This window comes from Paenibacillus polymyxa (assembly GCF_018614975.1).
GTDB classification, from domain to species: domain Bacteria; phylum Bacillota; class Bacilli; order Paenibacillales; family Paenibacillaceae; genus Paenibacillus; species Paenibacillus polymyxa_E.
Window position 1 is genome coordinate 16833 of the sequence record NZ_JAGGNR010000031.1, and the last position, 24862, is coordinate 41694.

Annotated in this window: 22 protein-coding genes and 1 riboswitch; of the genes, 15 read left to right on the forward strand and 7 right to left on the reverse strand. The window is 49.5% G+C overall.

The annotated features are described in order from the left end of the window. The first annotated feature begins 104 nt into the window (after positions 1 to 104). From J7E78_RS21795 to J7E78_RS21810, 4 genes are all read left to right on the forward strand, one after another. Complete coding sequence (locus J7E78_RS21795; protein ID WP_215078176.1) at positions 105 to 3311, forward strand: DEAD/DEAH box helicase; 3207 nt, start codon at positions 105 to 107, stop codon at positions 3309 to 3311. 46 nt (positions 3312 to 3357) lie between these two features. After that, positions 3358 to 4173, forward strand: a complete 816-nt coding sequence (locus J7E78_RS21800; RefSeq protein WP_215078177.1) for a hypothetical protein — start codon at positions 3358 to 3360, stop codon at positions 4171 to 4173. Positions 4174 to 4412: 239 nt separating this feature from the next. Further along, positions 4413 to 5387, forward strand: coding sequence for a M15 family metallopeptidase (locus J7E78_RS21805; RefSeq protein ID WP_074093333.1), 975 nt, complete (start codon positions 4413 to 4415; stop codon positions 5385 to 5387). A 243-nt stretch (positions 5388 to 5630) separates the two neighbouring features. Continuing rightward, positions 5631 to 6032 (forward strand): RidA family protein, encoded by a 402-nt coding sequence (locus J7E78_RS21810; protein ID WP_215078178.1) that lies wholly within the window; start codon positions 5631 to 5633, stop codon positions 6030 to 6032. A 476-nt stretch (positions 6033 to 6508) separates the two neighbouring features. Here the strand turns inward: J7E78_RS21810 and J7E78_RS21815 are convergent, their stop codons facing one another. Continuing rightward, entirely contained in the window at positions 6509 to 7579 is a 1071-nt protein-coding gene (locus tag J7E78_RS21815; RefSeq protein ID WP_215078179.1) for a copper amine oxidase N-terminal domain-containing protein, read from the reverse strand. Between the two features lie 248 nt (positions 7580 to 7827). Between J7E78_RS21815 and J7E78_RS21820 the strand changes: the two genes are divergently transcribed. Together J7E78_RS21820 and J7E78_RS21825 are read left to right on the forward strand one after the other, a co-directional pair. Further along, complete coding sequence (locus J7E78_RS21820; protein ID WP_215078180.1) at positions 7828 to 8304, forward strand: GNAT family N-acetyltransferase; 477 nt, start codon at positions 7828 to 7830, stop codon at positions 8302 to 8304. A 47-nt stretch (positions 8305 to 8351) separates the two neighbouring features. Further along, positions 8352 to 9422: a Gfo/Idh/MocA family protein gene (locus tag J7E78_RS21825; RefSeq protein ID WP_215078199.1), complete on the forward strand. Its 1071-nt coding sequence runs from the start codon at positions 8352 to 8354 to the stop codon at positions 9420 to 9422. A gap of 89 nt (positions 9423 to 9511) precedes the next feature. On the opposite strand, the gene J7E78_RS21830 is transcribed toward J7E78_RS21825, so the two are convergent. Then, on the reverse strand, positions 9512 to 9880 hold the full coding sequence (locus J7E78_RS21830; protein ID WP_215078181.1) for a hypothetical protein: 369 nt from the start codon (positions 9878 to 9880) through the stop codon (positions 9512 to 9514). A 123-nt stretch (positions 9881 to 10003) separates the two neighbouring features. Next, positions 10004 to 12586: a UvrD-helicase domain-containing protein gene (locus J7E78_RS21835; protein ID WP_215078182.1), complete on the reverse strand. Its 2583-nt coding sequence runs from the start codon at positions 12584 to 12586 to the stop codon at positions 10004 to 10006. Positions 12587 to 12935: 349 nt separating this feature from the next. Between J7E78_RS21835 and J7E78_RS21840 the strand changes: the two genes are divergently transcribed. Next, positions 12936 to 13751: a zinc ribbon domain-containing protein gene (locus J7E78_RS21840; protein ID WP_215078183.1), complete on the forward strand. Its 816-nt coding sequence runs from the start codon at positions 12936 to 12938 to the stop codon at positions 13749 to 13751. Positions 13752 to 13824: 73 nt separating this feature from the next. Beyond that, complete coding sequence (locus J7E78_RS21845; RefSeq protein ID WP_215078184.1) at positions 13825 to 14631, forward strand: TrmB family transcriptional regulator; 807 nt, start codon at positions 13825 to 13827, stop codon at positions 14629 to 14631. A 269-nt stretch (positions 14632 to 14900) separates the two neighbouring features. On the opposite strand, the gene J7E78_RS21850 is transcribed toward J7E78_RS21845, so the two are convergent. After that, positions 14901 to 15554, reverse strand: coding sequence for an NUDIX hydrolase (locus tag J7E78_RS21850; protein WP_215078185.1), 654 nt, complete (start codon positions 15552 to 15554; stop codon positions 14901 to 14903). Between the two features lie 79 nt (positions 15555 to 15633). On the opposite strand from J7E78_RS21850, the gene J7E78_RS21855 reads away from it, so the two are divergent. Continuing rightward, positions 15634 to 15936, forward strand: coding sequence for a hypothetical protein (locus tag J7E78_RS21855; RefSeq protein WP_017690846.1), 303 nt, complete (start codon positions 15634 to 15636; stop codon positions 15934 to 15936). A 256-nt stretch (positions 15937 to 16192) separates the two neighbouring features. On the opposite strand, the gene mscL is transcribed toward J7E78_RS21855, so the two are convergent. Beyond that, positions 16193 to 16687, reverse strand: a complete 495-nt coding sequence (gene mscL, locus J7E78_RS21860) for a large conductance mechanosensitive channel protein MscL (RefSeq protein ID WP_215078186.1) — start codon at positions 16685 to 16687, stop codon at positions 16193 to 16195. Positions 16688 to 16957: 270 nt separating this feature from the next. Then, positions 16958 to 17057: riboswitch (purine riboswitch) on the forward strand. A gap of 300 nt (positions 17058 to 17357) precedes the next feature. Between mscL and J7E78_RS21865 the strand changes: the two genes are divergently transcribed. The 3 genes from J7E78_RS21865 (at position 17358) to J7E78_RS21875 (ending at position 20852) form a co-directional block, all read left to right on the forward strand. After that, a complete protein-coding gene (locus tag J7E78_RS21865) occupies positions 17358 to 17945 on the forward strand; it encodes a xanthine phosphoribosyltransferase (RefSeq protein WP_036613196.1) in 588 nt (195 codons plus the stop codon). A gap of 1 nt (position 17946) precedes the next feature. Beyond that, positions 17947 to 19308, forward strand: coding sequence for a nucleobase:cation symporter-2 family protein (locus J7E78_RS21870; RefSeq protein ID WP_215078187.1), 1362 nt, complete (start codon positions 17947 to 17949; stop codon positions 19306 to 19308). 731 nt (positions 19309 to 20039) lie between these two features. After that, the gene (locus J7E78_RS21875) at positions 20040 to 20852 is read left to right on the forward strand and encodes a DUF418 domain-containing protein (RefSeq protein ID WP_215078188.1); all 813 of its coding nucleotides are present in this window, start codon (positions 20040 to 20042) and stop codon (positions 20850 to 20852) included. A gap of 96 nt (positions 20853 to 20948) precedes the next feature. Here J7E78_RS21875 and J7E78_RS21880 read toward each other — a convergent pair whose 3' ends face one another. Both J7E78_RS21880 and J7E78_RS21885 read right to left on the reverse strand, forming a co-directional pair. Further along, positions 20949 to 21287: a DUF4870 domain-containing protein gene (locus J7E78_RS21880; protein ID WP_047840268.1), complete on the reverse strand. Its 339-nt coding sequence runs from the start codon at positions 21285 to 21287 to the stop codon at positions 20949 to 20951. 189 nt (positions 21288 to 21476) lie between these two features. Then, positions 21477 to 21752, reverse strand: a complete 276-nt coding sequence (locus J7E78_RS21885; protein WP_215078189.1) for a transposase — start codon at positions 21750 to 21752, stop codon at positions 21477 to 21479. A 399-nt stretch (positions 21753 to 22151) separates the two neighbouring features. On the opposite strand from J7E78_RS21885, the gene J7E78_RS21890 reads away from it, so the two are divergent. The 3 genes from J7E78_RS21890 to coxB all read left to right on the forward strand — a co-directional run bounded on the left by J7E78_RS21890 (position 22152) and on the right by coxB (position 24847). After that, the gene (locus J7E78_RS21890) at positions 22152 to 22340 is read left to right on the forward strand and encodes a hypothetical protein (protein WP_017690840.1); all 189 of its coding nucleotides are present in this window, start codon (positions 22152 to 22154) and stop codon (positions 22338 to 22340) included. Between the two features lie 133 nt (positions 22341 to 22473). Further along, positions 22474 to 23235 (forward strand): type I methionyl aminopeptidase, encoded by a 762-nt coding sequence (gene map, locus J7E78_RS21895; RefSeq protein ID WP_215078190.1) that lies wholly within the window; start codon positions 22474 to 22476, stop codon positions 23233 to 23235. Between the two features lie 559 nt (positions 23236 to 23794). Continuing rightward, on the forward strand, positions 23795 to 24847 hold the full coding sequence (gene coxB, locus J7E78_RS21900) for a cytochrome c oxidase subunit II (RefSeq protein ID WP_215078200.1): 1053 nt from the start codon (positions 23795 to 23797) through the stop codon (positions 24845 to 24847). Positions 24848 to 24862: the final 15 nt, after the last annotated feature.

Here is a 24862-nt window from a genome sequence, read left to right on the forward strand (position 1 = left end):
GCTAACCATCGAAATAACCACTTTTTGTGGGCGAAGGTTTTTAAATCCGGTCATTTTCGTATATGATGGAGAGTAACAATGCGAAGGGATGACGGGAGACTTTAATGATGCAATCGCTGTATGGAGTGTGGCTTGGTGACGTATTTTTTTGTTTTTCCGGTGAAACATCGGAACCGCGTGTGGATGCATGGAGCCACGTGGTAAGAAGGTTGAATTTTGGCGACGGGGGTCGTCTGTTTCAGCCTGCCGCTCTGCGTCTTGCGGAGCTGCGCTGGCCGAATCCGCTGAGGAACACGGCCGAAGCCAAGAATACGAAGCGGCGTCAACTGCTGGGGCGCACATTGGAAGGATTGGCAGTCTCGCCTAAGGATGCCTTCAGGTTGCTGTTGCAATGGGATGACCGTTTGTTAAATGCAGCCGGAATTCAGGTTGGAGAAGAGATGCGTTACTGGATCAAAGCAGCGCAGTTCACACAGGAGCTGCTGTTGCGGGGAGCAATTGCTCCATCGGCTGAATTCTCAGCAAAGACCGGAGCACGGCGACGGACCGGGCAAGAGACACTGACAGGCGTATGGCGGCCACGCTTGCAGCAGGAGGAGGACATCGAACGATTCCGCGATCTTGCTGAAGCGATGCCTCCGATTGGACTTTCTGCTCCTGGAGCTTATGCTTCATTGGAACCGGAAACGCGTGAAGAAGCAGGTGCTGCGGTATTATTTTCATTCATGAGTGGCATGATTCATGCTGTAGTGACAAGTGAACTGGAGGGCATGGACAGTGAACTGTCCCGTTACCGCACCCCATATCGACGCGGATCTTCGCCAGTAGCCGAGCTCTGGTGGAACAGTCTGATCTCGATGTTCCGTCCTGTGACGGTGCAAGGGCCGACGAACGATATGACAGCGTTTATTCATACGCTGCAAGAAGTTGGTGGAACGTCAATGCCAATCGTGGGAGCAGAAGAGATGGCACCTGCGGAAGGCCAATTGAAGCTGGTGCTCCGCTTGGAGCCGCCGCTGGGCGAACATGAAACGATCTGGGGAATAAGCTTTTGGGTGGACAGTGAGCAGGAACCAAGCCTGAGGTTGCCTGCACGGACTATCTGGGCACATCCAGAGCGAGATCTGGACCGAGGGAAGGTGTTATATACCTCGGCGGCAGAGCAATTATTGATGGCACTCGGGCAAGCAGCAGAAATGGCACCTGAACTGGAGACGGCGCTACTTACCGCTCGTCCGGAGGAAATTAAGCTGGAGCAGCAGGGTTTCTTTGAATTTCTCACGCATGCGGTTCCACGTTTGCAGAAGGCCGGGATAACCGTTCTTATGCCTTCAAGGTGGAGTCGTGCCGGGAAACGTCGTGCGGGACTGCGTCTGCAGATGTTGAATCGGGGAACAGAGCGGTTGCCTGGGGCCACATCGGCACTTGGAATGGAACAATTGGTTGCTTTCAAAGCAGAGCCCATGCTGGATGGTAAACCGGTCACGGCGGAGGAACTGGCAGCACTTGCTGAATCCACAGTCCCGTATGTCATGTTCCGCGGTGAATGGATTGAAGTGGATACAAAAGAGATTCGCCAAGTCCTGCGTTATATGAAAAAAGAAGAAGAACAATATATGCCTCTCTCCGAATGGTTGCATCTGGCAGCGGATGAAGGGGAGGATTCTGCATGGAAGGGTCTTTCCGTCTTTGGCGCAGAATCTGATGGGATGCTTGCTTTCCTGCTCGATGGACAGGTGCTTCGCAGCATTGAGCCTCGTCAGGTTCCGGCAGAATTGCATGGTGAACTAAGACCTTATCAGGAACGAGGCTACCAATGGTTATCCGCGATGCGTGAGCTGGGCTTTGGCGTATGTCTGGCGGATGATATGGGACTTGGGAAGACGATTCAGGTCATTACCTGTCTGCTGGACCGCAAACACGAGGAACGTCAGGCGGCTGAAGAGGAAGCCCGTGAAAATGAGCTGTTGAATGGATCAGATGATTCATTCGCGGTGGATCAGCATTCTAATGTGCAGCAGCCTGTTCATCTGCCTGCACTTATTGTGTGTCCTACCTCGCTGCTTGGAAACTGGCAGCGTGAGCTGAAGCGATTTGCCCCGGATCTGTCGCTGTACATTCATCATGGCGGACAACGGCTGCACGGGAATGATTTTCAGGCAGAAGCGCAGACGCATGACATTGTACTGACGACCTATCATCTGGCAGGCAGAGATGGACCGGATCTGGCTTCGCTGCATTGGTCCACCATTGTGCTGGATGAGGCTCAATATATTAAGAACTACCGTACCAAACAAGCGCAAAGCGTGATGCGCCTGTCTACACTTCATCGTATTGCGATGACGGGTACACCCGTGGAGAATCGACTGAGCGAACTTTGGTCAATTTTCCAGTTTCTCAATCCGGGGTATCTGGGCACAGCTTCATCGTTTCGCCAGCGGTATACGGGACTGGGTCCATCCGAAGAAAATGCAGCAGCCTTGCGTGAGCTTCATCGACTGGTATCTCCATTCATGCTGCGCAGGCTGAAAAGTGATCCGGATATTCGCAAGGATCTGCCGGAGAAGCTTGAACTGAAATCCTATTGTTCTCTGACGCCAGAACAAACGGTGTTATACCAGCGTGTGGTGGATGATCTGATGGGTGGTCTGGACGGCAGAAATGGCATTGCCCGGAAGGGGATTGTTCTGTCCTCCCTGACCAAGCTCAAGCAGATCTGTGATCATCCGGTGCTGGCGGACAGCAATCGAAAAGACCATGGCAAGGCTGAGGCATCCGGTAAGATGGAACGATTGCTTGAACTGCTGGACGCCATCCGTGATAACGGGGAATCGGCCTTGATCTTCACGCAGTATGTTGCTATGGGAGATCTGCTGGTATCGAGGTTGAAACAGCGATATGAGGAAGAACCTTATTTCCTGCATGGTGGTGTGTCCAAGTCGCAAAGGGATGAGATGGTGGAGACTTTCCAAAAAGGAGAGGGTCCGTCCATGTTTGTTCTATCTCTTCGTGCCGGAGGAGTAGGTCTGAATCTGACACGGGCGAGTCATGTCGTTCACTACGACCGGTGGTGGAATCCTGCGGTTGAAAATCAGGCGACGGACCGTGTATTCCGAATTGGGCAGAATCGCAACGTGCAGGTGCATAAGTTGATCTGTCAGGGAACTCTGGAGGAACGGATTGATGAGCTGATTGAGAGCAAGAAGGCACTCTCCGAGCAGGTCGTTGGTTCAGGTGAGAATTGGCTGACCGAGATGTCGGATGATGAGCTGCGTGGCCTGATTTCACTTCAGGGTGAGACGTGGCTGTGACCTTGAACATTCAGGGGAATATAGATGTTGAGAAAGGGGGATTGTTGTGAGTGAAAAATGGAAGATCGAGCTGCATATGTCCCCCGGTGGATGGACAGCAGAAGTAAAAACAGCAGCGGATGCGGATCAGGAAGTTTCCGTTTCTGCTTCCGCTGCTGAGGGCAAGACCGGATCAGCCGCAGGCATGTTCACGGTCACGGGAACGCCGGCGCGACTGAGCGGAGCCCAGCGCGAGGCTGTACTGGCTCAGCTGCGCAAGCGCCCGCTGACGCTGTACGCCTTGCTGCGCGGCGGCCCGGCGCCCGAGGAGCTTGCCGGGCTACTGCCGGCAACGCTCGCGCCCGAGGGCTCGCCAGGCGCAGCCACGGCCCGGGCGGCCGTAGCGTGCACCTGCGGCCGCCCGGGCTGCGCGCATGCCGCGGCCGCTGAGCGCGCCGTAGCCGCGCGCCTCGCGGCCGCCGCGCCGCTGCTGCAGCTGGCGCACGCCGGCCTGCCGCGCGAAGCGCTGCTCGCCGGCGTGCTGGGGGCATGGGCGGAGGAACTCGCCCATGATCCCAGCGGCCCCGGCCGCGCAGCGGAAACGGCTGGCCGCCCGCAAGTGCGGGGCGGCGAAGGCGGCGCGGCCGTCGGCGAGTGGATCGCCGAGGCCGCCGCGGACGGCGCCATGCACCAGCCAGGGCCGGGCTTTGGCGCGGTTGAGGTGCGCCTCGCGCAGCCGGGCAAGCCGCCGGCCTTGCCGGAGCTGACGGCGCTGCTGCCTGGCGTGCCGGCCACCGCAGGGCTGGATCTGATCCGCGAGCGTGTAGCCGCGCGGATGTGGCAGGCTGTCCAGAAGAAGACGGACAGCCCGGCAACCAAATGATGCACCCATTAGAGCGGGGGAGATCTCAGATCACCCCTGCTTGTTTTTATTGCAGCCTGTTGCTCTAAAAGTCCAAAAAACGATCATACAGGCTGTACAGCCCGTATATGTTCATTCGGATCTCTTCTAAAGGACGTCTTTACTAGTGGAGCTTCGCTCCCAATTAAGGTATACTGTCGCAGGGAACATTGCATACAACAACTAGACAACATTTATATTATTGCGATAGGAGTTTTTACATGAAATCAACTACAGGAAGACAGCGCCGCATGGTGGTTATGCTGTCCTCATTGATGATATGCGGAGCTTTGCTTGCCGCGTGCCAGAACGGTTCAGGCACAGAGGAGAGCCAGAATCCGAATGGAACAGGTAACACACAACAGGAGACGGACGGCACAACGGTTCATTTTACGGAGGATAAGGGAACGGATGGCGACAATGCTGGCGGGGATGACACATCATCTTCTGGCAACAGCGGTGAAGGCACGGATAGCGAGTCTGGGAATGCTTCAGCGGGCGAAGGGCAGGGCTCTTCGGACAATGGGAATGGTGCGACAGCGGAAGATCCATTGCTGGAGAAACGCAGTATCAGCGCACTGCAAACGACAATTGATGCACAATCCGTGGTAACCAATGCTGAGTCCATGACCGTCATTGTGAACAAGCAACGGAGTCTGCCTGACGGTTACGAGCCGGACGATCTGGTGGAGCCGAATGTACCGTTCTCCTTCGACGAACCTCACGAGAAGCGGCATATGCGCAAGGAAGCTGCGGAGGCACTGGAGAAGTTGTTTGCAGGTGCAAAAGCGGATGGCATTGAGCTTCGTGCGGTGTCGGGCTATCGTTCATATCAGCGTCAGGTATCCATCTACAACAACAATGTCAAAACCAAAGGTCAAGAGTACACGGATCGCGTGAGCTCTGTGCCAGGCCGAAGCGAACATCAGACTGGTCTTGCCATTGATGTATCCAGCCCGAGTGTGGGCAATGTGCTGGAAGAGGTATTTGGTACATCGAAGGAAGGCCAGTGGCTGGCTGAACACGCTGCAGAATACGGATATGTCATCCGTTATCTGCAAGGTGAAGAAGATACAACAGGTTACGTCTATGAGCCTTGGCATATCCGGTACATCGGTACAGATTTGGCACCGGATGTGGCGAAGAGTGGGTTAACTCTGGAAGAATACTTCGATGAGGCTAATATCAAGTTGTAATGCGGATGCTTTCTCCTTAAAGAAAAGATACTAATACTAATTCTCATAAATCCCCGATTGAACCGTCCTTGATCTAAACAATGGGCAGTCATTCAGGGGATTTTTTTTCTGTGCAAAAATGTTAATGGAGTTAAGATAGAATTAAACCTCATTCTATTGTCCGAGATGATGGTGGACTGATATAATTCATGTTTAATCCAGTGTTCAATTTAGACAAATTCAACCAAAGCGAGGGACGAGAGAATGAGCAGACAGCAGGTTTTTACGGGCTCCCCATGGGAACCGTTGGTGGGATATTGCCGTGCCATCCGTGTAGGGAACCGAATTGAAGTGGCGGGTACAACCGCGATGCAAGATGGTGTAGTTGTTGGGGCAGGTGATCCGTATGCACAGACAAGGTTCGTTTTGCAGGCGATCGAGAATGCACTGAAAGAACTGGGGGCTGACATGTCGCATGTGGTGAGAACCCGGATGTTTGTGACCGATATCTCCAGGTGGGAGGAAGTTGGCAAGGCGCACGGTGAATTTTTTGGACAGATCCAGCCTGTAGCCACCATGGTTGAAGTTAGCGCACTCATTGATCCCTTGTTGATGGTTGAGATTGAAGTGGAAGCGATTGTTGAAGATGCAACCCAAGCCGACTGATCCTGACGGTTATCGGGAAGATATCTAAGGAACACAGGATGTTTTATTTGTGGCCTTCAGGTCCTCTTTTTAAAATGTAAAATGTAAAGAACACCAGACACGTTGTTTCTCGAATTCCTCTGATAAAAACGCTGTAAACAGCTGTGTATTCTGGTCTGATCCGAAAAAATTCAGATACGCTTCGCTTTGGAGCAAGTTTGAGGACACGCTCTAAAAAACCAAAAACCAAAAACCAAAAACCAAAAACCAAAAACCAAAAACCAAAAACCAACAAACCAACAAACCCTAAAAATAACCTTACCCGTGCCTGTCAGATGACAGGCGGATAAGGTTATTTTGATTAGGCTAGCCGTATAGCTGCTGGCTGGTCATCGTGATGCGTTACACGCATTACAACACATGCCAGAAGATACATGCGATTTGCAATATTCAGTTTCAGCATATGCTTAGCACGTGCTTTTCACTAATCGTATTCATTATTTCGCTTCCAGCTCCGCTGCAGGTGCTTCAACAACCACTTTCCATGCTGTTCCGATCGGAGGCAGGCTGCGTGTCAGCATAGGGCTGTAGAATCCAATGACTTTAGCGCCTTTGGTGAGTTCTTCCGCTTTCACCGTCTCACCTTCGTGGTTCACGATCCGTGTGTCTTTGTCGATGTTCAGCACGACATGGTCAGGAGCTGTTTCTGTTAACCGTGTACCTGTGATCTCAATCTGTGAGACGCTGCCTTCAGCTGTTGTTACATTTTCAATCGTACCAGCCGTCCCCAGAACCTCTTTGGATTGTGTCTCAGACACCGCAGTCGCATCCAGTACAGTGACTTTATAGGTAGGCGTTTGTGGTGGCAAACTTTCAAGCATAACTTGGGAGTGTGTAGCCTCCACATTCATGCCAATGGCCAAGTCCTTCAGTGCAATCTCTTTACCTTCTGCCGAGATGAATTGCGTATCTTCATTCAGATTGAGCACAATACCATCCAACCCTGCACCGCCAATCTGGATGGACTGATATTTATCTTGGTTCGAGATTCTGGTAATCACACCGTGCTCAGTAACCGTCTTCACTTCCTCTTCACTGGAGATCGTCACCTGATTGCCCGTTGTGTTCACTTGTCCATGCAGTGCTTTCTCAGCAAAAGAAGCCGGTACATACAATTTGCCGCCTGTGATTTCGGGCGCTGTGCCCAGCGTGAGCAGCATTTTATTCAGGGAATATTGATCCTTGCCTGTAATTACCTGTGTCCAGAGAGCACCACGAGTCAGCTCTGCAGTTTTAGTTTCTTTATTCCATTCCAGTTCAATACCCAGAGCGTCGGTAAGATCACGCAGCGGGATCATGGCTACTTTGCCATCTTTGTTCCAATAACCATCAGAGATGGATGCACCATTTACGGATACGTTTACTGCACCAGCTGCGTTACTATCTGCTGAAACGGATGTTTGATGGACTGGTTGTGTGTTGTCCAGTGTTGCTGCATAAGCGGCTCCACCACCCAATGCCATGGATAGGGCCATCAGTGCACTTACTTTTTTCATGTTGTTCTTCATCCATATTCATCCCTTCTAATCTGTGTACTGACGCGGTAAAATCTTCCTTAGGGCCGCGCTTCAAGTTAATAGACGGGACAAATCGTCTAAGTGTTGCAGTTGGAATGCAATGAATGTAAGCGGTATGTTAGTTTAAATTAGAAATATCGCTTGTATTGCAGGTTACCCGCAGCGGGATCAGGTTAATTTCAGGTAGTGCCCAAACCTTTGTCCTATTTCACATTCAAGTACGAGGAGGAACGGATAAGATGAGTGATATGTTGGTAGCGCTCTATCGTTTGCCGGAGCAAGAGAGTGGACTGAGAACGCTTAAGGAATCCTCCATTGTGATTCGAAGAGCCATTGCCCCAGAAAAACAGCTTGTACTGGATTGGGTGAGGTCACATTTTAGCCAGGCTTGGGTGGATGAATGTGAGGTCGCTTTTGCGCGTCAGCCGGTGTCCTGTTATATTGCGGTTGAGCATGGGAAAATGATTGGATTTGCCTGTTACGAAGCGACATGTCGCAACTTCTTCGGACCGACAGGTGTGAGTCAGGATGCACGGGGCAAAGGTGTAGGCACAGCCCTGTTACTGGCCTGTATGCATGCGATGAAGGCGGACGGTTACGGGTATGCGATTATCGGATCAGCGGGACCTGTGGATTTCTATGCCCGGACGCTGGGTGCCGTGAAGATTGAAAATTCAACGCCGGGTATTTACGAAGGCATGCTGCGGGCAGACTAGACGATAATGATGTTGTGGAAGTTGTGGAAAAGGAAGGGAGGACGATGATGAGCACGAAACAAATGTTACACATCGGAATGATCGGTACAGGATCAATCTCGGATCTTCATATGAGGTGTTATGCCAAAAATGAGGATGCCGTCATCTATGCGATCTGCGATTTGAACGAAGAGCGGGCTAAGGCTGCGGCACAGAAGTATGATGCTCAATCCGTATACACCGATTATCGGGAGATGCTGGAGGACCCGCATGTGGATGCTGTCAGTATCTGTACCTGGAATAATACACATGCGGAATTTGCCATTGCTGCACTGGAGGCAGGCAAGCATGTATTGCTGGAGAAACCGGTGGCAACGAATGTGGAAGATGCGCTCCGGATTGAAGAAGCGGTGAAGAAGAGCGGACGAACGTTTATTGTTGGATTTGTGCGTCGGTATGATAACAATATGCAGATGATGCGCAGATTCATTGACGCCGGGGAGTTTGGTGAACTGTATTATGCCAAAGCTTCCATTCTGCGGCGTAACGGCAATCCAGGCGGTTGGTTTGCTGATAAAAGCCGTTCCGGCGGAGGCCCCCTGATTGATCTGGGCGTACATATTATCGACCAATGCTGGTACCTCATGGGCAGGCCGAAACCTGTTTCGGTCAGTGGAAATACGTATCGAAAGTTGGGCAATCGTGCCCATATCGAACATCTTTCTTTTTATAAAGCAGCCGACTACAGCGCAGCTGTGAATGACGTGGAAGATATGGCGAATGCACTCATTCGGTTTGAAAACGGGGCTTCGCTGGCGGTGGATGTAAGCTTTACCTTGCATGCACGTGGAGATGAATCTTCGGTGAAATTATACGGCGAGCGTGGTGGGTTCGAACTGGAGCCGGAGACACTGATCGTCACGGAGAAAAATAATACCATCCTGAATATTGAACCCCAGACGGACAATACGGGTCTCCATATTCATAGTGCATTCCAGAACCAGATTGACCACTTTGTGGATTGCTGCCTGAACGGTACAGAGCCGATCAGCCCAATTGCGGATGGGGTGGCTTCCACGCGCATGCTGTGCGGAATCTACGAATCCGCTGAGAAAGGGCAGGAGATTCGTCTGGATTGAGTTCATCTTACATGGCAGTTGTCCTTCATCATATTAAAAAGCATGCGACTTCCGCGTGATCTGCGGCTGCGCATGCTTTTTGGCATCAGTCATTTGTTCAACGGTGAATTTTCGTACCCAGGGTCATCATAATCCGTATCCTGCAGCCTTGGAAGCACGTTCATGCTCTCAATTGCCTGCCGGGTATCCGGCGTGCCATGATCATACAGAAAGGTATACAGCAAGGTCATGCCATCCGAAAATTGCTCTGTTGCCTCATCGTGGTCTGCTGATTTGTAGGGTACCGGGGCTCGTTGCAATGTATAGGCATCGTCATCCTCCAGCACCTTCATCAGATCCTTCAATCGACCCAATTGCCCGTCATCTACCAACACTTCAAAGGGTGTAGATTCGTTCTTTGTTTGCTCAATAAGATTATGTGATACCGATACATACAGATGTTGTTTGTCGTCCTGCATAATCCAACCCCCATTCTGAAATGGAAAAAAGACGCTTCTACTGTTAATAAACAGCAAAAAGCGCCCTGAAACGAGCTACTATGCTCGTGTGTTATTTACTCATCCACATGTTCAGTCACATAGTTATTTCCCAAATCTCCCCGTTACGGGCACCTGGCGGGTACCGGCCTCCATCGATCCTGAACACAGGGGACAGGCGGGAGGGCCTGAGGATGCCTTCTTGTTTGTTTTTGAAGGCACAGCTGGCTTCTGTCTTAGCCAAGCTTTACAGGTGGATGAACTGCACTTCCAGACCGCAACGGTCTCCGTACGCTCAGCATTACCTGAACCTGAAGTGTGCGAATGTGAAGTGGAGGAACTCGCAGCTGTCGGACTCACACCTGTGGTACTGAACGCCTTATGGTTGCGAATCTCCCCACTGCCACGCCGTTCACCGAGGCGATCCTCATCACGTTCGTTGTGGACCTCGTAGTCACGACGGTCACTGTGGCTGATGGCACGACGCTGTGCCGCATCCCGACCTTCTGAACGGGCACCCGAGCCGGAAGAGCGGCCATACTGTCCGTTGCCTTTACCATATGAAGTCTGACTGCTCGTCCGGCTCTCCTCACGTGGTTTGCGTTTGTCCGGTACTTCCATGCCGAAGGCTTCAAGCAGGAAGCGGGACACATCGGCTGGCTTTCCGTGATGACTTGCCGGCGAGGTGACATACAAGTACTGCTTGGCCCGTGTGATGGCAACGTAGGCGAGCCTGCGTTCTTCCTCCAGCGCCATGTCCAACTCCGCGTCTGTCTGCTGCATAGCAAGCGCAGCTTTCTGATCCTCGGGGATATCTTGGCGCAACGCAGTACTGTGGGGGACAATACCTTCACTGGCTCCAATCCAGTACACACAAGGGAACTCCAGTCCTTTGGCCCGGTGGATCGTCATCAGTTGTACCGCGTCACTGTCCTGTGCGCGGCGCAGAGATTCCATCTCACGGTGTCTTCGGGAGAGCTCATCCGCGAATTGAATGAACTCTTCTACCGTTTCGAATTTTTTGACGGCAGCTTCAAATTCATCCAGGGTTTCCAGCATCGTTTCCTTATAATGGGTGAAGATGCTGGGATCACCACTTTCCATATACTTGTCGTAGAACTGCCTGCGCATCTCCTGAATGGCGATGATGGGTTTTAGTTTGTGCAGCGATTTGATCAGCTTGATGCGTTCCTTGACCTGTTCCTGCTGGAACGGTTTCAGCTTGTCCCATTTCACCAGATGGATGAGCGGGTATTTCTTCGCCTGTTGTTGTTCACAGCGCTGAATCCACTCTAGCCCTGCATCCCGTGATACATAGAGCGGTCCCAGTGCACTGGGAAGAGCATCCATGGCTCGTGGATCAAGGGACAGACGCAGATGATCCATCAGGGGTCTGATGAGAGACTGGTCGTAGAACACCGGGGAAGCACCATGCTGTACAAAAGGCACATCTTTCAACACAAGCTGCTCAAATACAGCTCGGCTGCTGCTGGCTGTCCGGTGAAGAATCGCAATATCACGATAGGTGTGTTGTCCTTCTTCAACCTGTTGACACAACTGGTTTACAACCCACGCCGCTTCTTCCTCTGCATTGGAAGGTGTAGCGAAACGGGGCGCATCGCCGCGGTTTCCGGCGGCACGCAGCCGTTTGTCACGTCTGCGTTTATTGCGGGCGACCAGTTCACTTCCGAGTCCCAGAATGCGTGCATCACTGCGATAATTGATATCCAGCGTCACAATGCGTGCTCCTGGGTATACTTTATCGAATTCCAAAATCGATTCCTGGCGTGCACCATTAAAGGTATAGATCGTCTGGTCATCGTCTCCCACAACCATCAGGTTGCGGTGTGCGGAAGCCAGTTTTTGCACAATCTCATATTGGAGATGATTGGTATCCTGGAACTCATCCACCATAATGTACTGGAAACGCTTTTGAAGCGGCCCCAGAACAGCAGGATCACGAAGCAGCGAGGCTGCCCGTAGTAAAATATCATCAAAATCCATTTTGCCCCGATCCTGCTTCCAGGCTTCGTAACCAAGCAGGACACGCTTGGCATCGCGTTCTTCCTGCGATTTTTCAGGCAAGTCGGTTGTTTCCGATCCTTGCATCTTCCATGCGGACAGCATGGCCAGCAGACTTTCAGGCTGGAAAGCTTCACTCATGCCATTCTGGCGAAGAAGCATCTTCAGCACCGTATGCTGAGCTCGCGACTCGCCAAAGATCTCTTCCTGCACACCGTAATGACGCAGTAATGTCAGGGCAAAAGAGTGGAAGGTGCGAGCCTGCACGGCTCTTGCGGCTGCCGGGCGTATGCCTGGCAATGCGGCAATCCGGTCTTTCATCTCGGTGGCGGCTTTGTTGGTGAACGTCACCAGCAGGATACTGCCTGCATGTACGCCACTGACCTCTATGAGGTAGCCTGCTCTTGCAGCCAGCACAGTTGTTTTGCCACAACCGGCTCCGGCGAGCGTCAGAATAGGTCCTCTGCCATGACGGACAGCCGAAATTTGTGGTGCGTTTAGCTTGATGCCTGCCTCTTCAAGCGCACGAAAATAGAAGGCATCCTGTTGATCATTGTCCACGAGTTGCCGACTGGTCTCCAGCGGAGCAGACGGGGACTGGGGCAGGGACGCCGCCGGGGTAACCCCGAGCGGACGGGGGTAGAACGTTGAGTTCGGACTTAACATGTTTCATCCACCTCTGTATGCATTCAGGGATAGGACTATCCCGGCTAAAAGTAAACCATTTGCCCTTTTCACAATCGCATTGTAAATTGGTATGATAGAGTTAGTCGCCTAATCAGGCGGTTAAGTATGGTCAAAGCTTCATTATACCCGAACATATGGTCTTGACGAAAGCCCCCGATTTCATCCAGTATCGGTATAAAACGGGCAGCTGCACGAGATTACGCAACTTTTTGGCATGATATCGTATAAGTTATATGCCTGAGCATTTTGCATGAAGGATGTAATATGCTAATTTACTATTAAATAGAAATGATAATATTGGTTTTGACGGGACAGAGGAGGAATGGTCATGAAACTGCTTCAGCGCATCAAAGACGGAGCGAACAAAGCAACAGAGCGTGCCCAACACGCCGTTGAGATTGGGAAATTGAACAACCAGATTGTGGGCTTGCAACAGGAACAAGAAGTCCATTTTACAGATATGGGTCGCATCTTCTATGAGGGTTATCGGGCACAGGATATGACGCGTGCAGAAAAAGAAATGGTGGATCTGTCGCAGCTCTGCGACGAATTGCAGGACGAGATTGATGGGCTTCGCAACAGGATTGCACAGCTTAAGAACGAACGGTTGTGCGAGTGTGGACACGTCGCTTCTCTGGATGCCAACTTCTGCCCTAAATGCGGACGCAAGTTAGGTGAACTCAAGACGCCAGCACCTACAGTAGGAGCTGCAGGAGTCGCAGGAGCCACCACAGCCGCGAGACAGGAGGCCGCTGTAGCTCAGACCCAAACTCCGGAGCCGGACTTCTACGATGCGCCACCTGAGTTGGAACTGGAGGAAGACGAGCCGTATCACACGGTCATTCCGTCCATAGCGGATCTGGAGACGGAATCCGAATACAACAGTACGGAGTTTACCCAGGAAGAGAAGGAAGCGTTCGATGCGGAGTGGGAACGTCGCAGAGATGAAGAGATGCAACGGGAACGTGAGCGTCAGCAGGAACTGGACGAACGCATCCGCTACTGGAAAGAAAACAACCCGATCGTGAATACGGTGGACGTACAGACCGAAGTATCACGCGAAATGGTGAATTGTCAGATTTGTGCAGCTGAGCTGCCTAAAGGTTCGAAGTGGTGCCCGCGCTGTGGTGCTGAACAGATCTGATCTGATGCAGTAGAAGCACTGTCGCATCATTGTGAGGCAGTGCGGGTTGCTGACAGCATGGGGGGACGGGAATATGGACCAACTGCTGCATCATTTGCGTCATCTCGGGTTTACCGAGATGGAATCTAAAATTATGGTGGAACTCGCTCGTCAGGGATCGGCCTCAGGATATGAGGTTGCGAAGCGGCTGGGCGTGTCCCGTTCCAATGTATATGCGACCCTGCAACGGCTGGAACAGCGTGGATTCTTGCGGTGTAGTCCTGGGGAACCGGCGAAGTATAGTGTGCTGAAGCCAGAGGAGATGACACGTATGATCTCCGATCAAATGCGTACCTCACTGGATTATGTCCAGAGCAGCATGCCCAAGAGTGAACCGGAGAAGCCTGTCTTCTATAACGTCGAAGGGGACAAAAATGTGTTTGAGAATCTGAGCCGTGAATTGGCCGAGGCTCAGCATGAGATTGTTGTAGACGTCTGGCGTGAAGAGGCAGAGCTGCTACGTAATGATTTACAGCAAGCTGAAGCTCGCGGTGTAAGGCTGTTATGGTCGTGTGATGGTGGCGAAGGCATGCTCGATCAGCCTGTTCCTTTGCCGGGACTACCTTTGTACGGCACAGGTAATGGTCGGAAATTTTCCCTGGTGGTGGACCGCCGCTGGTGCATGCTGGGCATGCGCGGGGAATCATGCGCCACACAGGCAGTGGTGACGGAGCATCCGGTAATGACCGGACTGCTGCTGAATCATTTTGCTCAAGAGCTGGTGTTGTACGAACTGGAACAGGATATGGGGGAGGAACTGGAGTCTCGCTATGGGCACCGGTACGAAGAACTCTCTGCGCGTTATTGGTCTGCTCCTTCAGGAGAGGGTGACCAGAGCTAGACAGATCGGCAACTAATTCACCTCTGATGGAGTGAACATGTCAGCACAAAGGTATGTATCTTGATGGAACAAATACGTATGTACATAAAGCAGGCGCTGCCCGAAGGCAGACGTCTGTTTGTGCTGGTTTGAGATATGACAGTGATGTTCGTCACAGCATCTGTTTCCAGTCAAGTCGATAGTAAAGGTATGAAGTTATGCTATTTTTGAGAAAATGAAGCTATGAACATTCGATTGAACTGGATCGGGTTGAACAGGATCCTACATGATCACTCTTTGGGCACGTGATATAGAGCTTCGAGCACATCCGTATAATAAGCTGTACCATGGGGTACAAATTCCGTTGCCCGAATCACGCGAACGATACGTTCCGGTTCATTAGCTGCATGATCGCTTGGCGACTGAGTCTGAACTCCGGTAGCTTGAATGACGTCGATCTCACTACGGAACAGAGCGAGTAGATCATCCAGCGGCACCTCATACAGGCTATCCACCTCGCTGGGCTGCAGAACGTAGGATTCAAGCGGCTGGTTCAGACATAATCCATAGACCGCACTGAATTCCCGATCTACGAATGGAACACCACGCACCTCTCCTTGGAGCTGCTGTGTAGCCGTGAATAGATAGGTTAGTGCCTCGAATGGAGTATTCACACCCAGTTCTTCCTCCAGCTCACGACAGGCGTCTTGCAGTTGTTCACCTGCGGTGAGATGACCTGCTGCTGTAATGTCGTAACATCCGGGGAAGGTATCCTTAATATCACGCCGCCGCTGAAAAAGAACCCGTCGCTGTTCGCCTTCGTCACGCACGATCCAGCAGTGAAATGAACGGTGCCAATAACCTTTGGCATGAACCTCACTGCGTAGTGCTGTACCGATCCAATGTTGCTTATCGTCATAAATGTCGAAACGTTCTGGGGTCATGAAACGTATCTCCTTATATAGCAGATTTTAAAGTTCAAAATTTCACAAAGTATGTTTTAAACGAAAGGGGAACGATCGTATGGAATGCATTGTACACTTTCAGGTGATTTATCCGCAACCTCAGGAACGTAAAAGTCTTAGAGGACTTATATTTGTAGGGCAAGGTCAGGAACCGGCTAACAGTCAATTAAGCAGCATGTTTAAGGATATGGGATTTAATGTACGTTTGGAAGATGAGGCCCAATTGTTGTTCAAGCCAGTGGATGCTTCGGCAAACTTTGAATATATTCGTGTGACAGAGCTTGATACGGGGGAAGAAGTTTACAAGGAAGATAAGGATCTGAAGTCGATCCTGGAACATTTGCTGCCACGCCGCTTCTAATTCATGAGTATGGCCGCGAATGGTATTCATGGGGGAGCATATGTAATACATGTATGATAGGCATAAAAAAGGCCCCACCTTTACGGTGGAACCTTCAAACCTTTAAGCTACGCAATAATTTGTTAATGAAGCCCATATGGCTAGCTTTTCATACATAAATCCTAGCAAGTTGGGAAGTTGTTCTCGACATTTGCTATCAGGATGTATATCCGGAATTTAACTTCGGTGTACGGTGTACCATTAACGCTAATTGTAATTACGCTGTTGCGCCGCTGCCTTCTGCAGCGAGTTCTGAAGTACAGTGCGAGCAGCGGGTAGCTGCGGCTGGAATTTCAGATAGGCAATACTTGCAGGCCTTGGTCGTTTTTTCTGGCTCGGGCTTTTTGTGTTCTTTGCTTTTGAGATAGTTGATGCCCTTCACAAGCATGAAGATACAGAACGCAACGATAAGAAAATCAATCATGACGTTGATGAACTGCCCATAAGCAATCACGGTAGCCCCGGCTTCGTTGGCTTGAGCAAGTGTGGTGATCTCCTGTCCGTTTGCTGTTTTGATATCCCCGTCCAGATTGATGATTTTCTGACTGAAGTCAATTCCACCCATCAGTTTTCCAACCGGGGGCATAATGATATCATTCACAAGGGAGGTGACGATTTTACCAAAAGCAGCCCCGATAATGACACCGACCGCCAGATCGATGACGTTGCCGCGTACGGCAAATTCCTTGAATTCGTTAAGTACGCCTTTCATGTTTGCATATCTCCTTTGATCATTCAATTTAAAATATAGGTCGCGTATCCATCCATTCTCCGTTCAGATCCGCGCTTCCGTTCTCATATTGTACATAAAAAATAGATTCCAATCACCCCCTGTTTGCAAATTAAGACAAGTTTCCGCAACTTCCATGAAAATACTTCTTTATTTCACGGCGCTGATTCGGTATACTTCTAACATTGTTAGTTATGTTTAACCTTTTATATTCAGGTTCGCGATCATACATTGTAACGAATCATGGAGCCAAAAATTAAATATGCCGTTACTCGTATATGTGCAGGAATAGGCCTGCATGTCTCTACCCGATCACCGGAATGATCGGACTACGGGAAAGATGTTGCAATGTTTTGTATGGATGGCATGAGATCATTCTCAGGCAGTTTGACTGAAGAGCTGGTTCAAGTAGCTTCTATCTGTTTCTGATTACACTGTCTGGAGTTTCTCACAACAGGCTTGAACTCCTGTCTTTCTGTCCATCCAGCACACTTGCAGCATCCATACGGCTTGTCCTTATACGTACAAGTCCGTCTTTCCCGTCTCCGGTTATTCCGTAGCGTGTGAAAAGGCGGGCTTTTTGCTTTTTTACCATGCGATTGGAAGAGCATGTGAGCTTCTGTGCGGAGGGCATTCAGGGGGAAGAATTACAATGCAATTGTTAAAAGACAAGGTAAGACAGGAAGGCATTGTCCTGTCCGAGCAAGTACTCAAAGTGGATTCATTCCTGAACCACCAGATGGACCCGGTTCTGATGAAGGAAGTAGGTAAGGAATTCATTCGCCGCTTTGAAGGTGAGAATATCACACGTGTGCTGACGATTGAGTCGTCAGGAATCGCACCCGGCATCATGACTGCGTTGGAGCTGAACGTGCCGCTGATCTTTGCACGGAAGCAGAAGTCGCTCACACTGACCGAAGATATTCTGGTGGAGAAGGTCTACTCCTTCACGAAGCAGGAGACCAATGAAATTACCGTTGCCAAGAAGTTCATGAAGCCTGGTGATCGCGTGCTGATCATTGATGATTTTCTGGCGAATGGTGAAGCGGCATTTGGTCTGGCTCGCATTGTGGAGCAGGTTGGAGCCGAAGTGGTTGGCATCGGTATTGTTATTGAAAAAGCATTCCAGCCGGGAGGTCGCTTGCTGAAAGAAGCGGGATACCGTGTGGAATCGCTGGTTCGTATCGGGGCACTATCGGACGGACAGGTTACATTTGCGGACGAGGAGGGCACGAACTAATATGGCACGCGAACGTATTTTTCAACGGCATCGGCATCCAATCAAAACGTTCTCCCTCGGACTACAGCATGTGCTTGCGATGTATGCAGGAGCCGTTGTTGTCCCATTGATCGTCAGTAACGCATTGGGTTTTACACAGGAACAACTAACCTATCTCATTGCCATTGACCTGCTCGCATGTGGTGTGGCTACACTGCTTCAGGTATGGGGAAATAAATATTTTGGCGTAGGGCTGCCAGTCATGCTCGGCTGTGCATTCCAAGCCGTGTCTCCGATGATCCTAATCGGGATGAACAGTGGAGTATCTGCCATTTACGGAGCGATTATTGCCTCAGGGCTGTTTGTATTGATCTTCTCCGGAATCTTTGGGAAGCTTATTCGGCTCTTTCCGCCAGTGGTTACGGGTTCGGTGGTTACGATTATCGGTCTAACCTTGATTCCGGTTGCTTTCCATGATCTTGGCGGCGGTCAGGGGTCAGAAGATTTCGGCAGCGGAGTGAACTTGTTACTCGGTTTCGGTGTGCTGCTCTTTATCATTTTAATGACTCGTTTTACAACCGGATTTATTCGCTCCATCTCGGTACTGATTGGTCTGCTAGTAGGTACAATTGCGGCAGGGTTTATGGGCGAGGTTAATTTTGCCCCTATTCGCGATGCAAGTTGGTTCCATGTTGTTCAGCCGTTTTACTTCGGTAGACCAACCTTTGAGATTGTACCGATTTTGACGATGATCCTGGTGGCGATTGTCAGCGTGGCCGAGTCCACAGGTGTATTTATGGCTCTGGGCAAAATTCTGGACAAGGACTTGTCCTCCAAGGATCTGGCGCGCGGTTATCGCGCAGAGGGTCTAGCCATTGTGTTAGGTGGTATTTTCAACTCATTCCCGTATACAACGTATTCGCAAAATGTAGGGCTGGTACAGATGACACGTGTGAAAACACGTGATGTCATTGTGGTGGCTGGTGGAATCCTGGTGGTCATTGGATTTGTACCAAAAATTGCAGCCCTCGCACAGCTCGTTCCAGGGGCAGTACTTGGCGGAGCCATGGTGGCCTTGTTTGGCATGGTGGTATCATCAGGCATTCGAATTATCGGCAGTCAGGTCGATCTGAACCGACATGAGAATTTGTTTGTCATCGCTTGTTCTGTAGGTATGGGGCTTGGGGTTACTGTTGTACCTGAGTTGTTCGCAGGTGCACCGGCCTGGGCTCAGATTATGCTCGGTAATGGTATCATTGCAGGCAGCTTCACGGCGATCTTCATGAACCTTTTGTTTAATGGTCTTGGTACCAAGGAAACGACTGCCAAGATGGCTGAACAACAGGCTGATAACATCCTTGTGGAGTCTGGCAAATCCGCTTAATCAGTGCAATTTAATTATCATCCAGCACGATTGTTACGTTAACTCTTCTGAATAGAAGTTTAACAGGATGAACATTCAATCAGGTTAATCAATACTATATCCAGCATGAATGATCTATGAAATAAATCTTTTATGCTATGAATGTTCAATCGCATGAACGAATGAAAGAGACACTTTTAGATGAGAAACACCGAAGATACAGGCTCAGCAGAGTCGTGTTTTCGGTGTTTTTTTGTTTTGTTTATCATCAGCATAAGTGTCCAATGTGCCGCTGTACAGGAACAATACAGGAACAAGACCTTATGCCGGATGTAAGAAATTATTCACCTAATTCGATGGCAAGCCATGTTGTATGAAGAATAGACTGTTATCATGCACGGGGATATACAGCCAAGAGATAAGTGATCCAATCGCTTTTTGATTACATAACAATAATTTCACTGGGAGGAACTATGAATTACCAACCTGTATTAAAACAAGATCGAATGAAGTTTCTGGATTTGTTTCGAGGGTTTTCCTTGATAGGCCTACCATTCGTAAATATATTAGCACTGTGGGTTATGTTGAAGCCGGATACTCGTGTAGATTTTTGGATCCAACGAGCATTATATTTTTTGGTGGAGGCGCGTTTTTACGATATCTTCTGTTTTTTATTTGGCCTTGGATTTTATCTTTTTCTAAGCCGGTCAGCTGCCAGAGGTCAAACCAAGCTGTTTCTCTATATCCGCAGGATGCTTATTTTATTAGCGCTGGGATATATTCATCAACAGTATCAGGCTGGAGAAGCTTTATTTCTTTATGCCATCATAGGGCTGGTTGTCATTCCGTTATACTGGGCACCTCGAACTGTGAATTTGGTGATCGGTGTGGTGGGATTCATTGCGGCCGCCGCGATAGGTGTCAAAATGCTAACGATTCCTTTTTTAATTATACTGGGATTGTCAGCAGGTCAATATCAACTGATGGAGAAGATCCAGAAAGGACTTCCGTATCTGGGCAGACTCTGGTTCATTTCATTCATCGCTTCTATCGTGGGGATCGGTATCATGTGGTGGGTTGCTCCTCCGGATGCGATGAGTCCGTTTCTATATGAAGTGATTGGTGTGAGCCTGCCTGCCGCTGAGCAAGCCAATATGGATGCTGCTTTTCGATTAGAACATATCGGTGTGGCAATTGGTCCGGTCGTATCCATCTTTTATCTAAGTACATTACTGAGATTGAACCAGAACGTGACCTTTGCCAAAATCTTGAGTCCCCTGCATGCATTCGGACGAATGGCCCTGACCAATTATATTGCACAGACCATCATTTTGTTGGTGGTATACCAACTCATACTTGCAGATGCTGCTGTATCGTATATGGTGTCTACTCTTGTGTGCATTGGTATGGTTATTGTACAAGTCATCGCCAGTAATCTGTGGATGCGCTGGTTCCAGTATGGGCCGCTGGAATGGGTATGGAGATGTGGTACCTATCTAAGTTTCATTCCGATCCGTAAAAAGCATTCTGAGCCACGTGTTCATGACACAGGGGTGAGAGGTTGACTCGTTTCCCTCGTTATAATCAGAGACGATCCACATCCGGTTGAACGGAAATGGATCGTCTTTTCTTTTTGGGACACGTATACCTTCTGCCTGAAGTTACAGATGACGCAGCTGTTTTTCTGCAAAATCGCCAACCCACGGCAGCTTCAACCATTTCCCCTGCAGGCTGGTAACGACCATAATAAGCCAGACCACAACACCAAGCAGGGATAACAGCGATGCCACCAGTGGTCCGAACAACGGAAGGAAAGCTGATAATACATGCCCGACCATAATGATGCCAAAGACCGTTACAGATTGCAGCGCATGAAATAACACGAATCGGCTCCGCTTCTCCACAGCGAGAAAGACAATCCCACCTACAAAGGTAAACAGATAACAGAGCATGCCAGCAATATTTTCATCCAGACCGCTAGATGATTTCATGGGGGACATCCGGCCCAGCCTCCTTTGTCCTTTTTATATAGGCTATGATGGAGATGGACAGAACTGAACCGGTGAATTTAGTTGAGATAATAGATAGGGAGAAAATATGAAGCATGAAACAGGGGCGATATCAGCTGATGTACAGCTTGAACCGCCCCTGTTTCGATGATGACTCTGTACAGTTAAAGGAACGAAGGGTTATCCACCTTGAAACTGTCTGCGTGGGCTGTCGATCTTGCCTTTTTTGTCTGTATCGTCTTCTTTGGGGACCAACCGCTCATCGGTTCGTCCTTCGTGGTGATTATCAAAAGCATACTCCGTCAGTTTCCATTCTGACTTGCCGAGAACGGGATCGGCCGGGAAATGTTGCCCGCGGTGCAAATGTTCCTCACGTCCGGCTTCGTTGATATATACTCCATCAACTTCCACCTTTTCATGTGAAAGGGGTAGCATATCCTGTTCTTTGCGTTCCATGAAACGGCGCCTCCTTTGGATACCAATAATTTAACTGTATGGGTTGTCCGTGATAATATCCCCCGAATAGTTCCGTGTTATGCTGGATATATTAATTCCGTATAGAATAGCGGCATTCATAACATATGATTCGGAATTAAACTTTTTGGGCATGAAAACCGTTATATTTATTAGAGGAAATCGTCAAGTCGTAAGATACTTCCGAATATGCTACAATAAGATTATGATTCATTCCGAATCATATCGGGTATTTATAGTGTCAGGTACTTGCTTTCTAGCGAGGTTCCCGACCTAAAGCTTGCTTTAAGCCGCGCACACAACTTCATGGATGGCATTTAAGACTTATTCGGCATTCTCTAAACGGAGCATTCACTTTCAACGTTTTGGGAGGGAATTACAATGGCAACGAAAGGTCACAATGAGGTCAAAGAAAGTTTGAGGGAAATGACTCGGATTTTCCGTCCTAAAGATCCAAAAAAATTCGTGAAGGAGTACGTGAGAAAATACCGGATTACGGGTGGATACGAGGAAGAATTGACTTCTGTGGTTGAGCATGAGCTTGTCAAGATGGATTCTTCCGTGTCCTGAAACAACACACAACTCTGATTATACTGTTCCGATAATGAATAGAACCGTCTCCCGGGCGATAAGCTCCGGCAGGCGGTTTTTTTTGCGTTCCTGCTGCATATATATGGGAGTACACCTACAGCGGGAAGGATGAATGCATGTGGACCCTATTTTGAAAACCAAAGAAGAGATTGGCTACATGCGGGAAGCTGGACGAATTTTGCGAAGTTGTCACCAGCATATTGAGCAGTGGATGATCCCTGGTATCACAACAGCAGAGATTAATGAGCGGGTGGAAGAGTTTCTGGCAGCACGAGGTGCCACACCGGAGCAAAAAGGGTATAAGGGATATCCGTACGCGACGTGTGCCTCTGTTAATGAAGTGGTCTGCCACGGATTTCCGGGGGAAGAGGAGCTGGCGAGCGGTGATGTAGTGACCATCGATATGGTGGTGAACAAAGACGGCTGGCTTGCTGACTCGGCCTGGACATATGGCATTGGTGAAACAAGCAGATCCATTCGCAAGCTGATGAAACGCACGGAGAAGGCACTTGAGCGAGCAATTGCCCAGGCGGTTCCAGGGAATACACTCGGAGATATTGGAAGTGCCATTGAACGAACAGCCAGATTGTATCGGTACGGAATTGTTAAGCCTCTCATTGGTCATGGAATTGGTCAATATATTCATGAACCCCCAAATGTTCTGCCTTATGGCAAACGCAGAACGGGCACGATGCTCACGGAGGGTATGGTTATTACGATTGAACCAATCTTTACAAAAGGCAGTTCCGGGGCCGTTGTGTGGGATGAAGATGGATGGACGGTAAGGACGGTAGATGGCAGCTGGGGGGTCCAGTATGAGCATACGGTTGCGATTACTGGGAATGGCCCCTTGATTCTGACCGATGGCACGTGAGAAGAAGTCAGTGAAGAAGAGGACTTGAGTTTTCTCCGAAATGCTCCATGCTGTTTTGAGCTTGAATGTAGCGGTATGGAGCGATAGGCATGTCTTCTGAATGGATATGGAAGAGGTTTCCCATAAATTCGGATCTTTCTTTTGCATAATAGCACATGTTTTCAATGTGAGAAAAATCGCCAATAAATCGAGATTCATCACCGAAATTTGGCAAAAATTTTCAAATGTAGAGTGTAATACTTTTAACTGAAATCGTTTGCAAATCAAGTTGTAGAGCGGTTTTTTACATAAAGTGAACAATTTGTGAACATGTGTCCAAAGATTGACAAAATCATACCCTCAACTTATATTTAATAAGTGATTGAAGCATATAGAATGAATTGGAAGAATGCGCAGACATGCCCTGAGCAGGAAATCACGGGAGTACTGGAAGCGTCATTTTGTAAGCGTTCTGTATGATGAAGAGGATTATGCGTATCGTGCTGAAACGTATCTTTTGTTGCCTTTCTACCGAACGACAGCGGTAATCTACGAAAACGTAAAAAAGTGGGGTAGATCAATGATGAAACAGTGGCAGGTTGCAAAGCGAATTCTCCCCTTGCTGGCGGTGTTCTCTTTGCTGCTATCCGCATGCGGGCGGGAAGACTTGTCGGTAATGAAACCTCAGGGTCCTGTAGCGCAAGGGCAATATGATCTGATGAAGTTATCCATCGCGATTATGATCGTGGTGCTCATCATTGTATTTGCCATAGCGGCCTATGTTCTGATCCGGTTTCGTAGACGAGCCGGGCAGACTGAGATGCCCGAACAGGTTGAAGGTAATTTCAAGCTGGAAGTAATCTGGACAGCCATTCCGTTATTGCTGGTTATTGTTCTGGCAGTACCGACGGTCCAAACGATTTTTGCCCAAGGCGAAGATCTGTCCAATGACAAAAACGCACTTAAGGTCCAAGTCACCTCGCATCAGTACTGGTGGGAATTCACTTATCCTCAATATGACGTAACCACCGCTCAAGATCTCATCATCCCGACCGGAACAAAAATCGCATTCGAATTAAAAACCGCTGACGTGCTTCACTCCTTCTGGGTGCCGTCACTGGCGGGCAAAATGGACACAAACCCGGATGGAACACTTAACAAGTTCAGTTTCTCTGCACCGAATGAAGGCGTTTACCGCGGTAAATGTGCCGAATTATGTGGCAGATCGCATGCTTTCATGGAGTTTAAGGTAAAAGCAGTGAGTCAGGAATCCTTCGACAGATGGGTGAATCAGATGAAAGCACCCGCAGTCCTTCCTGAAGACACTCAATTGGCCGAAAAGTTCAAAACAAACTGCCTTTCTTGCCACGCTGTTGGTGATCAAGGTGGACCGGTTGCACCTAACCTGACGGGCATCGGCGGCAAGGAATCTGTTGCAGGCATTCTGCTGAATTCTCGTGAGGGGCAGGAAGAAGGTAGTCCCGTACTGGATAACATGAAACAATGGCTCCATGATCCACAATCCGTGAAGCCGGGTAATACCATGCCGAATCCCAAAGATCTTGGGTTGACGGATGAAGAAATCGACGGAATTGCCGAATATCTGGCCAACTACAAATTGGACTATGAATAGAACAGCAAGGACGAA